The following is a 13,772-nucleotide window of genomic DNA, read 5'->3' as shown; positions in this document are numbered from 1 at the left end:
CCAGCGCCTTCAACCTTGCTCGACACTACCGCTCTCTCAAACTCTCCTGCCGATACCTCAACAACGGCGACATCACATACTCGATGATCCTTCGCCGCCCCGTCTTGATCTCCACCGTCACGGCCATGCCCGGCGCAAGGTTCACCATCTTGTCCTCGACCTGCATCTGCGTGCCGTCGAGCGACACGCGCGCGGCGTAGAGAAGCTCCTGTCCTGCAGGCTCGCTTGATTCTGCGAGTGCGCCGCCCTGCTTCGCTGCGGCCGGCCCGCCCGGCGGCTTGTCCTTGATGATCGCGTCGCGCGACACGCTGATGACCTTGCCGTGTAGCAGGCCGTAGCGCGTGAAATTGAACGTATCGATCTTGATCTCGGCGTCCTGGCCGTGCTCGACGAAGCCGATGTCGCGATTGGAGATCATCGCCTCGACCTCGATGCTGGAGCCGCGCGGCACGATCATCATCAGCTGCTGCGCCGGAGAGACCACGCCGCCGACGGTGTGGATCGCGAGCTGCTGCACCGTGCCGTCGATCGGCGCGCGCAGCAGCTGCTCGTCGGTCTTCCGCTGCGTCTTGATGGCGTCCTGCTGGAACTCGTCGGCCTTCTTCTGGGCATCGGAGAGGTCGCTCAGGACCTGACGTTCGAAGCCGGATCGGGTCTGGGCCAGCTGCTGCTCGAGCGCGCGGCGCGCGGCCTCGATCTCGATCAGCTTGCGCTCCTGCACGATGCGCTCGTTCTGCTGGTCGATCAGCCGGGTCTGAGCGTCGATCCAGGCGATGCGGTTGCCATACTGGATGTCCATCGCCTTCTTGCGGATGGTGAGGGTCTCCTCCAGCAGCGGCAGCGTGGCGTCGATCTTGGCGATCGCGGCCGTCACCGACTGGGCCTCGGCACGCTTCTGGTCGATCTGCTGCATGACGGCGGCAAGCTTGGCGTGCTGCTCGGCGGCCTGTGCCAACATGGCGGACCGGGCCCGCGCAATCTCCACCTCGGATGCGCCGGCGGGTTCCTCGATGTCGAGGGGTGCCGCGAGGTCGCCAAAGCTTCGGCGCAGCGCGGAGAGGCGCGCGACGTCGAGCAGGCTCGCGATCAGGTCCTGCCCCACCCGCTTGCGCTCGGCCTGCGTCACCGTGCGGTCGAGCTCGATCAGCACCTGGCCGGCGGTCACCCTGTCGCCGTCGTGGACGTGGATCGCCGAGACGATACCCGTCTCCAGCGGCTGGATCGTCTTGGTGCGGCCGGTCGGCACCACCTTGCCGGTGGCGGTCGCTATGATGTCGACATGGCCGAAGGTCGCCCAGCCGATCGCGAGCGCAAAGAAGAGGATGATGGTGAGGCCGACCGCCCTCCCGACGGGCGAGGCCGGCGTCTCCAGGATCTCCAGGGCGGCGGGCAGGAACTCGCGTGCGTCGCGCTGGCGGCGCCAGAACGCGCGGCTCTTGCGCTCGATCAATTCAGCCGACGACATGGAGCCCCGCCTGGATCTGGTGCAGCATGGCGTAGCGCCCGGCCTTCTTGATCAGCTCGTCATGGCTGCCGTCCTCGACCAGACGGCCGGCCTCGATGGTGATGATGCGATCGGCGTGACGCACGGCCGACAGCCGGTGCGCAATGATGAAGACGGTCCGGCCGGCGCAGATCTTGCGCATGTTGCGCTGGATGATGTTCTCGCTCTCATAGTCGAGCGCGCTGGTGGCCTCGTCGAAGATCAGGACGCGGGGGTTGGTGACGAGCGCCCGCGCGATCGCAATGCGCTGGCGCTGGCCGCCGGACAGGCTGGCGCCGCGCTCGCCGACGACGGTGTTGTAGCCGTCGGGCAGCGCCAGGATGAACTCGTGCGCGCCGGCGAGCTCGGCCGCAGCGATCACCCGCTCCATCGCCATGCCGGGATCGGCGAGCGCGATGTTCTCGCGGATGGTGCGGTTGAACAGCACGTTCTCCTGCAGCACCGTGCCGATCTGGCGCCGCAGCCAGGCGACGTCCGCCACGGTGAGGTCGATGCCGTCGATCAGGATGCGGCCGGCCTCCGGCACGTAGAGCCGCTGGATCAGCTTCGTGAGCGTCGACTTGCCGGAGCCGGAGGGACCGACGATGCCGATCACCTGCCCCGGCAGCACCTTCAGCGAGACGTCCTGCAGCGCCAGCGACATGTCGGGACGGTAGCGGAAGTTGACATGGTCGAAAGTCACCTCGCCCTTGATCGGCGGCAGCGTCGCCCGCGAGGGGTCGAACATCGGCTCGGGCGCGGTGTTCAGGATATCGCCCAGCCGGGCGATCGAGACCCGCGCCTGGTGGAAATCCTGCCAGAGCTGGGCAAGCCGCAGCACGGGTTGCGCCACACGCCCGGCCAGCATGTTGAAGGCGATCAGCTCGCCGACCGAGAGGTTGCCCTCGATGACGAGGTGCGCACCGAAATAGAGCGTCAGCGCCGTGACGAGCTTGCTGATGAACTGCACCGACTGGCTCGCCCAATTCCCGAGCGAGAGCACGTCGAAGCTGGCGCTGACGTAGCCGGCGAGCTGCTCCTCCCAGCGCCGCTGCATCTGCGGCTCGATCGCCATCGCCTTCAGGGTCTGGATCGCGCCGACGCTCTCGACCAGGAAGGCCTGGTTCTCCGCGCCGCGGTCGAACTTCTTGTCCAGCCGCTCGCGGAAGATCGGGGTGACACCGGCGGAGATCGCGATGTAGAACGGGAACGAGCCCACCACGATCCAGCTCAGGAACGGCGAGTAGTAGAACATCACGGCGAGGAAGACGAAGGTGAAGCCGAGGTCGATCACCAGCGTCAGGGCCGAGCTGGTGAGGAAATTGCGGATATTTTCCAGCTCGCGCACACGCGCCACGGAGTCGCCGGCCCGCCGCGCCTCGAAATAGGCGATCGGCAGTGCGATCAGGTGCCGGAACAGGCGCGCGCCAAGCTCGACGTCGATTCGGTTGGTGGTGTGGGAAAAGACGTAGGTGCGGAGTGCGCCGAGAACGGTCTCGAAGATCGACACGACGATGAGGCCGAACACCAGCACGTCGAGCGTCGTGTAGCCGCGATGCGCCAGCACTTTGTCGGTTACCACCTGGAAGAACAGAGGTGTAACAAGCGCAAAAATTTGCAGGAAAAACGATGCAACAAGCACTTCGCCGAGCAGTCGGCGGTACTTGTGCATGGCCTGGAGAAACCAGGTGATGTCAAACTTGCGCGCCAGATCGGAAAGAGACGCCCGCCGCGTCATCAGCACGACCCGGCCCGTCCAGCCCTGCTCAAATTCGGCGCGCTTGATCACCTGCGGACGGTTGACCGCGGGATCATGAATGAGCACGTCTTCGGTACCGGCCTTACCCAGAATCGCGAAGGACCCGTCTCGCCGCTCGACGATGGCGGGAAGTGAAAGCTTCGCAATGCCGGACCAGCTTTCGCGGATCGCTCGCGTTTTCAACTTGAGCTGCTTGGCGCAACGGAGCATCTCCTCAACGCCGACCGGTGAGCCGGCGAACTGGTGCGCAATCTGTGCGGGATCAACAGCGATCTGATGAAATCGCAGCAACAGCGCAAGGCACTGCAGCCCCGTATCCTGACGTACGGCTTCCAAAGTCGCCCCTGCCACTACTTCCGGTCGTCATCTTGTGTATTGCACGTTTGTTTCTGGGACGCAAAACGAAATCTCGCTGAGGTTGTGGAGGAACTTTCATCAAATTGTTATTGAACCGGCAAAAATGGGAATTGGCAGAATCTTCCAGCGAGCCATCGAGGACAATCTGTGAGCCGCCGGCAGGAAGCCGGGCGAAATCCCCCGAACTCACAACGTGCCCCGATGGGTCCACGATCAGCCGGAAGATTGTTCGAAAATGACTGGACTTCATCATTGATTAGAGCGTGCATCCCGGCGCTCAAATGTCCCAACAGGAAACCGCGACTGTGGAAGCACAAGCCATCGAACTTGTTATCAAAGCCTGCATCGCAGAATTAATACCAAGCTGAAAGCTGCCGAACAGATCGCCAAGGCGGCCCAGGCGTGCGCGGAAGCAGGCGGTGTGACGGAAGCGGTTCGGGTCTCAATGGATATTGAGCAGCTGATCTACGAAGCTGGACGGCTTCATGGCGCCGCCACGCTGCTTGCTCGACTGGCGCAGGATGTGAAAGCCTGAGAGGCCCACTTTCGCAAGCCCAGAAACTCCGGAATCGCAACCCATCCGGCCGGCTCTTTGTCAGCCCTGCTTTACCCAGCGCTTCAGGAAACGCCGCTGCGCGGTCCGGGCCGGCCTCTCATAGCGCTCCAACCCCACGAGGCGACGGGCCAGCTTCGGGCTCGGGTGTTCCAGCAGGGCGACCAGCAACTCGTAGCGGGCTTGCCGAATCCGACCCAACCTTCGATTAGCTCGGACAAGATCATCTACTTCGACCCAGTTCTGTTGCTGCTTGCATTTCCCCGCGATCGCGGAGTGGCCATGTGAGCTGGATAAGCTGACCTCGTCCATACCAGGACTCGAGAGCCCGTGTTGACGAGCATTGCGGCTCGACTTTACCTTTCCCACTTCTGTTTTGGGCCCAGTGCTTCGCTTGGCGTTCCGACGATTCGCTCCGATCTTCCGTTCTGAGGCCATACACTGCGCTCTAAGTTTAAGCCCCGCACGATTCCTCCATCCGGCAAAGCACGCAACTGTCGCAGCCCTGCGCGGCCCGCGGATCAGAAATGCCGGCGGTGTCGCTACACAACTGCTCATCCCGCAGGCTCGTATGATTGGCTTCGATTTGTCACTTTGTGGGAGCGAGGCATGCTGAGCGGCCGACGGCCGAAAGTCCCGCAACAAGCAACAAGATTGCTGCAGAAAGGACTGGCATTCCCCTGCAATTGGAGCGTTACTGAGTCGGCCGGGCGCTAGGGGCGGCGCCGGTATCTCACCTCGCGGATGCGGGGTTTCAGGCAGTGCGGCGAAGACCGCCGCTGATCTTGAAGTGGGAGATACCAGTGCGTAGCGTACAGAGTGACGGCCATGTCGAGCCACAGCATCAAATCATCAGGTTCAATGCGAACGACCGCCGCCATTTCATCGGCGGTTCAGACGCCCGCATCATCATGGGGGATGACCAGGAGAGCCTCATCCGACTTTGGCGCGAAAAGCGCGGTCAAGCGGAGCCGCAGGATCTCTCGGACAATCTTATTGTTCAGCTCGGCACGGTGACAGAGGTCCTGAACCGCGCCTGGTATCAGCGGGCAAGCGGTCACACCGTCAAAGACATCCAGAAGCGTGTTCGCCACCCGGTGCACAAATGGATGGCGGCAACGCTGGACGGGGTCGTCGAGCAGACCGGGGCGGTGTTCGAGGCCAAGTTCATGCTGCCCTGGGCCTTCTCCGAAGAAGCCGCGGCCGACAAACACATGGCGCAACTGCAGCACAATATGTGGGTAACCGCATCGCGCAGCGCAGTTCTCTCGATCATCACCGGCGGCGGCAAATGGGTCGAGATCGATCTCCACGCCGATCCGCTCTACCAGCACCTCCTCCTCACCGCCGAGAAGAAGTTCTGGCGCTGCGTCCAGAGCGGCGAGCCGCCTGTTCTATTCAACATCGAGACGCCGCGCCCGCGGCTGGAAGCCGTGAAAATCGTCGACATGTCGTCGTCCAATCAGTGGGCGGAGCTTGCGGCCACTTACTTACAAACCCGAGACGCGCACGGGCAACATGAGGCAGCAAAGGTCGATCTGAAGGCGCTCATGCCCGAAGACGCCAAGGAGGCGACGGGCCACGGCCTCCGGGCCAAGCGCTCCAAGTCTGGCGCGATCAGCTTCGAGGCTCAGGCGACGGAGGAGCCCCATGCACCGGTCCAGTGAGCGCATCGGCATCATCGCAGCCGCCCTCGCCCGGGCCCAGGCCGAGCTGACCAACCCCGAGAAGACCCAGACGGCCGTGATCCGCTCGCCGTTCCCGCGGGAGGATGACCGAACCTTTCGCTACGCGTCCCTCGCCTCTGGCCTCGATATCGTCCGCAAGTCCCTTAGCCAGCAGGAGATCGCCACCATCCAGACCACCCGGATTGAGCAGGTCACGGGTCAGATTTATCTCACCACCCTGCTTGCCCACGCCTCCGGGGAATGGATCTCCTCGGACCTGCCGGTCTGCGCCTCCAAGGAGGTCGAAGCCCCGCACCGGATGGGGGCGGCCCTCACCTACGTGCGTCGGTACGCCCTGTTTGCACTGGTCGGGATAGCCGGAGAGGACGATCTGGACGCGCCTGACGTCGTTGCAGGGCCTCCCGCCGCCACCGAGCCGCAAGCCGCCCCAGGGCCAAAAGGAAAGTCCCCTAAGGGCCTCCTGAACCGGCCACCGGTCCTGCCTCCCGAGCGCTCCGCCGAGCTTCTCGATAGGCTCTTGGGCGAGCTCGCTAGTAAGCAGGGCGGCGAGGAGCTGCTTGCGTGGACCAAGATCAGTCTCCCGCTCAAGAACACCCTTCTGGAGGCAGACGCCCGTGTTCTCGAGGCCGCCTACCAGAAGAGGTTCGAGGAAGCCGCCCTTCCAGATATCAATGTAGCAGACCAACAGCCTATGTCAGCGGCTGGACGGTCTCTACTTGAGGAACATCCTTCGCAGATCTCCGGCGACGCTCACGCACTTGCCAATGCCTCTCCCGGAGAGCAGACCGGTCTTGCTTTTCCGAAAGAGCCGCCTAGGCGACGGAGCAAGGATCACCTCGCTTTTATCCGCAGCCAGGGCTGTCTGGTTTGTCAGAAGACACCTGCTGATGCGCATCACCTGAAATTTGCTCAACCGCGCACCTTGGGACGCAAAGTTAGCGACGAGTTCACTGTGCCGCTCTGCCGATCGCATCATCAATCCCTTCACCGACACGGAGACGAAAGAGCTTGGTGGACCGATCTGCAAATTTCCCCGCTGCCGATCGCAAAGCAGCTTTGGGATGACAGCCCCGTCCATCTGCCGGACGGAGCGACACTTACTGCACCGCGTTTGCGTCCGTTATCCAAGGCGCAAGGTCAATGAATGGTCCGGTCAGCCTACCTCAGCCGCGGTTTGCAAGCGCGCTACCGTCCGAGTTCGAGGCGCTCTGTCCTCCGCCGCAACTTCTGCCCGGGGAGAATATCGACCATTATCACGCGATCCAGGCCGCAATCTTCCGCGACCTTGCTCCTCAATCAGCGATCGAATGGCTACTCGCCATCGACATCGCCGAGCTCTCATGGGAGATGCAGCGCTACAGGGTACTGCGGCATAGAGTCCTGAACACCTTCCGGCAAAAGGCTATCGAGATGACGCTCCGCCGCGTCGACCTTGCCGGCATTGCCCCGGACTTTCAGGATGTAGGCGAAATCTATACCATCAATAACGCCCTGGACTGGCAACTCGATGCTTCCGCTGCGCTCGATATCGAAGTGCGTCTTCAATCATACGGCTTCGATCAACACGCTATCAGCATGGAAGTTTACGTTCAGGCTCGCGATATCCTTGCCCTGTTTGAATCGCTCCTGAATGCGGCACAGCTTCGACGACTAATGTTGCTGAAGGAGATCAACAACTTTCGACGTTCAAAGGTGGCAGACCTTGCCAAGGTTGCTGGGGCGTAAAAGTCAGCCAAGGCCGCCGAATTCCACCAATAACTCTGAGAGATGAACCTCCGCATGCCCGATGGAGAACGACTTGCCGATAGCCTACCTCAGAACGTCGCACTGACTCTTTTGAGCTGCGATGGGTACCGCTTCGATTAAATTGCGACCCGTCCCATTGTCTCATTGGTGTTACTCAAGGCGGTCGTATTGATCAAGATCACTGGTAACATGATGCATCTTCGACAAAGCGGGACCCTGCTTCTCGTTCGAGATTCGCTCGATCTTTGTGCCTAGCCGCTTACGCCGCGGCCCGCGCTTCATTTTATATTGAAAGCGAGGCTATTCTGATTGAGGGCTGGAACTTGATGGGCACGACATGGCTGGACGCGGACCGGACTTTCAAGCCGTCACGAACGAAACGAGTTCAGCGAAACATCGGACCGGACGGCTGACCATTGCACAGCTGCGATCCTCGGGATGTGCTCCTCGTGGACTCTTGGCTAGAAGGCATTCAATGCCCATAGACGGCTGGACCACGGGGGTAGATCGGATCGCAGCCAGCACAGAGTTTTGGTGCTGATCACCCGTTGGTTTAACCATCCATTAACCAATTTCCATCAAGTTCCCCTAGCGGAACCGGGTGCCTTGTGCCGCTTGCATTGGGGCCCGAATGTCTCGGCGATTTCTCATGACGGCTATTGGTGCCGCCTGTTTGCTCACAGGCTGCGCAACTGCGCCATTAAAGCCGAACTGTGCGATTGCCTGGGACGGATTGGGCCGCAATCCCAATCTACCTTACACGGCGCGGCGCGTGACCAGTTCTCCGATTGCATACGAACACAACAAGGAACGAGAGACAGTATTACTCGCCCTTCGTCCTCATTCGGAGGCGTGGTGGGCCGTGCACGACGAGATTGAAGCGGAAAACGATCGGCGGCTCAGCAGGAAGTTGGTGATCTGTCATGGCTGTCTTACTCCATCCGATTCAACCGGATCTGTTTCCAAGCAACAATCGACCAAGTGAGGCGGCACGCTACCAATTCGGCCTGCTCGAGCGATCCCACTCGGGGGCCGCCGAACCGAAGAACGACATTTCGACAAAGCCCTGACAACTGACGCACCTAGTCGTCGAGCGTGCGCCCTTGCCGCTAACCTTCAGGCATCTTCCTCGTTGAGCCAAATTGAGAGGTCAAGCCATGCAACAAGTGATGAACCGTGTCGACACCTTCGCCCGGGTTTTCGATGATTTTGGTACTTGCAGCACCGACGACATAGGTGTCGTCCGCGGAGCCGCCGACAAGGGTGTTACCCGCCGGCCTTGGGATTGTCGACCATGGCGGTGCCATAGGCGTACTGATCAGCGGCGGTGCCGCTCCAACGCGTCCTGTTTGAATCGCTCATGAACTAAGCACAGCTTCGACGCCTGACGCTACTAAAGGAGATCAGCAACGTCCGACGTTCAAGAGTTCCAAAAGCTGGCAATATTGCTGGGCGCACAAATCGGCCAAGCCACAGTCATCTTTAAACAGACAGGCTTAGGGATAGATCTCGCAAAAACTAAGGGCTGCGGAGACGCAAGCGGCCCATCGAGATCGAGCGTATCGCTGCTTCCCGATTGTGCATCGATTGCCTCACAATTGTCGTAGCGCTTCCGCTGCATCGCAATATACTTCGCCTAGCAATCAAGAAATTTCAGGCGAACTTTCGATGATCCGACATGCGGCCCGCATGCTGGCCATAGTGTATTACGTTTGCGGCCAACCCGCCTATTCGAACTACGAATCCAAAGCGGTGACGCCACCGCTGTCATTTTCACAGTTCTGCATTCAATATCCTGAGGATTGCCAGCATCGCGATGATCGCAGAATCCGAGATTTCCGCTCCTCAATTCAACGTTGGCGAGAGCTTGCGCAGGTCAATTCAACGGTCAATTTCGGCATAGCGCCCAAAGATCCGCTCGCAAGCCGGCGTGACGCGGAGTGGCAGATATTTCCTTACGAAGGCAATTGCGGCGACTACGCCGTCACCAAGCGCCATCTGCTCCTACGGTCCGGCTGGCCCAGCTCGGCTCTCCTTCTCGCTGAGGTCGTCATCCGAGCAACCGGAGAGCATCACCTTGTGCTGCTCGTGCGCGAGGGACGAGCGGTTCTCGTGCTCGATAATTTGAGCCCGGTGGTGACGCCGCTTGTCGATGCCTTGGATCGATTCACAATCGTGCGGGCAGAGTCAGGTACTGATCCTCAGCGCTGGACGCGGGAAGTCAGCGCCTTTTAGCTCTGACGGCATGCTCACGTCAGTTGATTGGGTTGAAGATAGCCGCTGGTGTGGCGCGGCGCTTACGGATATGAAATTCAACAAAATCAGCTAGTTAAAGCTCGATTGCCGCGCTATTCTTAATTCTCTATATCCCTCAACTAGAGGCACGCCCTTAGGGACTCGGCAAGTCCAGGAGCGGCGAAGGACCTTTTATTCCCAATCTGAGGCCAAATTGACCGACCATCGACTTAAGCAGCGGATCGCCCTCATAACGGGCGTAACGGGCCAGGACGGGGCCTATCTGGCCGAACATTTGCTATCCCTTGGCTACATCGTGCACGGCATCAAGCGGCGCTCGTCCTCGTTCAACACCGCGCGCGTCGATCATCTCTACCAGGATCCGCATCTCGGGAACGTGCCGTTCCTGATGCACTATGGCGACATGACGGATTCGACCAACCTGATCCGCCTGGTGCAGCAGATCCGACCGACGGAGATCTATAATCTCGCAGCCCAAAGCCATGTCGCGGTCAGCTTCGAGAGCCCGGAATACACCGCCAACGCCGACGCACTGGGCGTGCTGCGCCTCCTGGAGGCGATCCGAATCCTCGGCATGGAGAAGGAGACCCGGTTCTACCAAGCCTCGACCTCCGAACTCTACGGACTGGTGCAGGAGATCCCGCAAAAGGAGACCACGCCGTTCTACCCTCGCTCGCCTTACGGCGTCGCCAAGCTCTACGGCTATTGGATCACGGTGAACTATCGCGAAGCCTATGGCATGTTCGCCAGCAACGGCATCCTTTTCAACCATGAGAGTCCGATCCGCGGCGAAACCTTTGTCACTCGCAAGATCACCCGCGGCGTCGCGCGCATCGAGGTCGGGCTTGAGGACACGCTCTATCTCGGAAATCTGTCGGCGAAACGCGACTGGGGGCATGCACGGGATTACGTCGAGGGAATGCACATGATCCTCCAGGCGGACAAGCCTGGCGACTTCGTGCTCGCCACCGGCGAGACGCGCTCGGTGCGGGAGATGGTCGAGCTCGCCTTCGCGCAGGTCGGCCGCCGCATCGAATGGCGCGGCGAGGGGGTCGAGGAAATCGGGGTCGATGCGAAGAGCGGCAAGACTATGGTGAAGGTTGATCCCACCTATTTTCGGCCGACAGAGGTTGACCTCCTCGTGGGAGATGCCAGCAAGGCGCGTGAGAAGCTCGGCTGGAGGCCAAAGCGGACCTTCGCCCAACTTGTCGAGGAAATGGTAACGAGCGATTTGAGCGAGGCGAAACGGGACGTGGCACATGGCACGCGTGCCGTTTGAGCTTAAGGGTAAGAGCGTTTACGTCGCAGGCCATCGCGGGATGGTCGGCAGCGCGCTCGTGCGCCGCTTGGCGCGTGAGGACGTGAAGATCGTCACGGTGGAGCGGAACGAGGTTGATCTCCGCAACCAGGCTGCCGTATTGGACTGGTTCTCCAGAACGCGACCGCAGGTCGTGTTTCTCGCCGCCGCAAAAGTCGGCGGCATCGTCGCCAACGACACGTTGCGCGCTGAGTTCATCTACGACAACATTGCGATAGCCACCAATGTGATCCATGCTGCGCATCTGAGCGGCGCAGAGAAACTGATGTTTCTAGGCTCCTCCTGCATCTATCCGAAGCTGGCGCCGCAGCCGCTGCGTGAGGACACAGTGTTATCGGGCCCGCTGGAACCCACCAATGAGCCGTACGCGATCGCCAAGATCGCAGGCATCAAGATGGCGGAGGCCTATCGCAACCAGTACGGATGCGACTTCATTAGCGTGATGCCGACCAATCTCTACGGTCCCGGCGACAATTATCATCCCGAGCATAGTCACGTGGTTGCCGCCCTGATCCGCCGCTTCCACGAGGCGAAGATCACGGGCGCAACGAGCGTGGCCGTTTGGGGCACCGGCGCACCGCGGCGCGAATTCCTTTATGTCGATGACATGGCGGATGCTTGCGTGCATCTGATGAGGAGCTATTCAAGCCCGGAGCTAATCAACATCGGCACCGGGGAGGACATCACCATCGCCGAGTTTGCACAAGTTGTGGCCGATACGGTCGGATACGTTGGAAGGATCACCTTCGACACTTCGCGTCCGGATGGAACGCCCCGCAAGCTGCTCGAGGTCAGCCGACTTGCTCGCCTGGGCTGGCGGGCGGCAACGCCACTCAGAGACGGAATAAGGTCAGCATATAATAGTTACTTAGTAGGTCCATAAAACGCACTGACCAGGATAGGCGTGATCGGCGAGAAGCCTGCGAAGCAGCAGCCTCCATAAACGCGACGCGAAGCACTACCTAGCGAGAATCTAGTACATTTAGAGGTACGTGTTGCGCACAACGTAGCAGCGTAAATCTGCCTTGCGCAAATCGAGCATCGCTTAGCCGCGGGATACTCCGAGAAATTTCGAAGAACCGATCATCGACGGCAGGTCAGTAGGCCCGCCTCAGGACGGGGCCAGTCGGCGCACAAACCCGGTCCATGTACCAGCCATAAGGCGTCTCGACTCGCACCAATGGGCAACGGCGCCACGGCACATAGCGATATGGATACGGCTGCGCCCAGAACGTAGCAGGCGTCACTTGGCTCTCGCCCATGAGCAGGGCGGCCGGCGCGGGCATCTGCATTGTGGCGCTGGCTCCGCTCGCTGCGCATAGGGAAACCGTCGCAGCCAACAGTCCAACTCGCATCGATGTCTTAAGCATCCCATAAGCTCCTCGCCCGGCGGACTTGGGCCGTCGTCAAATCCCACAGCGCCAACGTCACGGAGCCACCCCGCGACTGACCGGAATTGTGAAGCGATTTTACCAAGGCGACGGGCGGAAAAGCAACTGATGCCGGCGGGTGACCGCCCAGTCTGAGTTAATATGGCGCACGAGTGTGGCTTCTCGGTCCTATTTCTCAACGCCCAAGACGCCGGGGGCGGAAAGGTCAGGTGAACGGCGGTACACATCCCGTAAGAATCGGTAGTTGACCGTCTGAGCTATAGGCACATCTTCCTGGCCGAGCTTCGCAAAAATGAGGATATCCCGCAGCGTGCGCCAGCGACTTTCGTCGTAGTCACCAATGCGGCCGCCCGTTGGCAACACAAGCTCGCGCTGCTGCTGTAAGTCGTATCTCAGCCGCCCGGAGTTCAGCCCGGCCGGGCTGGCGCCAGCGAGAACGGGCACGCTCTTTTCATAGTCAGCGTAAACGAATTGCCAACCTCGAATGAGGCCCTGGAGGACATCGGCAATCAAGGACGGCTGGTCGAGGATGAGATCATTGCTCGCAAAATAGACCTGACCTGGGACATGGATGCCGTAGTCCTGCGGTTTGATGACGTTCAGCTTCAAGGTCCAGCTGGAGGCATCGGGCTGCTCATCAATCGCAGCAACGATCGCATCCACTTCCCCGGCCCGCAGTGCTTCGAAGCTATTGCGGTCGTGGACCTCGGTTATCTGACTTCGGGGAAGCCCGAGCTGCGCCATCATGGCGTCCAAAACGACGCCCCCCTCAGTCGCTCTGCGGTATCCAATTCGCTTTCCGATCAGATCCCCCGGCTGCCGCAGTCCCGAGCTTTCGAGCGTGAAGATCGCGACCGAGGTATCAAGGAAGCTTGCAGCGAAGGCAGTTACGGGCACGCCGCGCCAGCTTGCCAGCAGGAAGTTTTGGCCGCTCGTCACGCCGATGGCATGTCGGCGTGCAATGGTTTGGACGAACTCAGGCTCGTCGGGCTGAGCCGACACCTCAATACGGGGGGAGAAATAGCCCTGCCTCGATGCAGCGAGTTCGCCGGCAAACCGAGCACTATATCGCCCGTCAAGGAGGAGCTTGACTGACCCAGCTTTGGAAGGTGTCGGCGATCGCATGGGGGTCGCTTCAGGACGAAGAAGGACAAGCAGGGTACCCACTAAAGCGATGGCGGCAAGGCCAGTAGCAAGGTACCGCCTCCCCCTCCGTCGGGT

General features: G+C 60.7%; 10 protein-coding genes. 6 read left to right on the top strand and 4 right to left on the bottom strand.

Annotated elements, in window-relative coordinates:
• Nucleotides 1-25: 25 nt before the first annotated feature.
• From XH83_RS07900 to XH83_RS07890, 3 genes are all read right to left on the bottom strand, one after another.
• A complete protein-coding gene (locus XH83_RS07900) occupies nucleotides 26-1,465 on the bottom strand; it encodes an HlyD family type I secretion periplasmic adaptor subunit (RefSeq protein WP_194406456.1) in 1,440 nt (479 codons plus the stop codon).
• Nucleotides 1,452-3,578: a type I secretion system permease/ATPase gene (locus tag XH83_RS07895; RefSeq protein WP_194406455.1), complete on the bottom strand. Its 2,127-nt coding sequence runs from the start codon at nucleotides 3,576-3,578 to the stop codon at nucleotides 1,452-1,454. Before XH83_RS07895 ends, XH83_RS07900 begins: the two co-directional genes overlap by 14 nt.
• 616 nt (nucleotides 3,579-4,194) lie before the next feature.
• On the bottom strand, nucleotides 4,195-4,464 hold the full coding sequence (locus tag XH83_RS07890) for a hypothetical protein (protein WP_194406454.1): 270 nt from the start codon (nucleotides 4,462-4,464) through the stop codon (nucleotides 4,195-4,197).
• 536 nt (nucleotides 4,465-5,000) lie between these two features.
• Between XH83_RS07890 and XH83_RS07885 the strand changes: the two genes are divergently transcribed.
• The 6 genes from XH83_RS07885 to XH83_RS07855 all read left to right on the top strand — a co-directional run bounded on the left by XH83_RS07885 (nucleotide 5,001) and on the right by XH83_RS07855 (nucleotide 12,043).
• Nucleotides 5,001-5,819, top strand: coding sequence for a YqaJ viral recombinase family protein (locus XH83_RS07885; RefSeq protein WP_371746353.1), 819 nt, complete (start codon nucleotides 5,001-5,003; stop codon nucleotides 5,817-5,819).
• The gene (locus tag XH83_RS07880) at nucleotides 5,803-6,984 is read left to right on the top strand and encodes an ERF family protein (RefSeq protein ID WP_194406452.1); all 1,182 of its coding nucleotides are present in this window, start codon (nucleotides 5,803-5,805) and stop codon (nucleotides 6,982-6,984) included. Before XH83_RS07885 ends, XH83_RS07880 begins: the two co-directional genes overlap by 17 nt.
• Nucleotides 6,981-7,565: a hypothetical protein gene (locus XH83_RS07875; RefSeq protein WP_194406451.1), complete on the top strand. Its 585-nt coding sequence runs from the start codon at nucleotides 6,981-6,983 to the stop codon at nucleotides 7,563-7,565. The genes XH83_RS07880 and XH83_RS07875 overlap by 4 nt, the downstream gene beginning before the upstream one ends.
• A 1,689-nt stretch (nucleotides 7,566-9,254) precedes the next feature.
• A complete protein-coding gene (locus tag XH83_RS07865) occupies nucleotides 9,255-9,821 on the top strand; it encodes a transglutaminase-like cysteine peptidase (protein WP_194406449.1) in 567 nt (188 codons plus the stop codon).
• A 214-nt stretch (nucleotides 9,822-10,035) separates the two neighbouring features.
• A complete protein-coding gene (gene gmd / locus XH83_RS07860; protein ID WP_194406448.1) occupies nucleotides 10,036-11,121 on the top strand; it encodes a GDP-mannose 4,6-dehydratase in 1,086 nt (361 codons plus the stop codon).
• The gene (locus XH83_RS07855) at nucleotides 11,102-12,043 is read left to right on the top strand and encodes a GDP-L-fucose synthase (protein ID WP_194406447.1); all 942 of its coding nucleotides are present in this window, start codon (nucleotides 11,102-11,104) and stop codon (nucleotides 12,041-12,043) included. The genes gmd and XH83_RS07855 overlap by 20 nt, the downstream gene beginning before the upstream one ends.
• 676 nt (nucleotides 12,044-12,719) lie before the next feature.
• Here the strand turns inward: XH83_RS07855 and XH83_RS07850 are convergent.
• Nucleotides 12,720-13,676: an ABC transporter substrate-binding protein gene (locus XH83_RS07850; RefSeq protein ID WP_194406446.1), complete on the bottom strand. Its 957-nt coding sequence runs from the start codon at nucleotides 13,674-13,676 to the stop codon at nucleotides 12,720-12,722.
• Between the last annotated feature and the right edge of the window lie 96 nt (nucleotides 13,677-13,772).

The organism is Bradyrhizobium sp. CCBAU 53351 (assembly GCF_015291745.1).
GTDB lineage: Bacteria > Pseudomonadota > Alphaproteobacteria > Rhizobiales > Xanthobacteraceae > Bradyrhizobium.
This window is presented reverse-complemented; position numbering and strand designations above follow the sequence as displayed.